We start from the raw sequence: 305 nt of genomic DNA, 5'->3' as shown, positions 1-305 counted from the left end.
CATGCGGACGAGTTCCCCTTGGACAAGCTCGATCTGGATATCGTCGAAGGCCCCCGCCTCGACCATGTGCAGGAATTCTTCCTGCGTGGCGTCGTCGCGCCCGACGCAGATGATGCGGGCGCTGGCCGGAAAGTCGCCGGCCACGTCGCGCGCGAACATGGCAGGCAACAGCTTGCGCATCGCAAGGTCGCCACTGCCGCCAAAGAATACGAGGTCGAAATCGGGAATCGCCATGATGAGCTGGGTACGTGAAGAGAATGAAAACAGGGAGAGATTGTATGTAAATTTACTACATAAACTGGCAC

General features: G+C 57.7%; 1 pseudogene. It reads right to left on the bottom strand.

Features of this window, described 5'->3' with window-relative positions:
* Positions 1 to 234 (bottom strand): annotated as a pseudogene (locus AC0IYH_RS30700) (hypothetical protein); the annotation flags it as partial.
* Positions 235 to 305 lie beyond the last annotated feature (71 nt).

The organism is Pseudomonas sp. AC463 (assembly GCF_979253585.1).
This window is presented reverse-complemented; position numbering and strand designations above follow the sequence as displayed.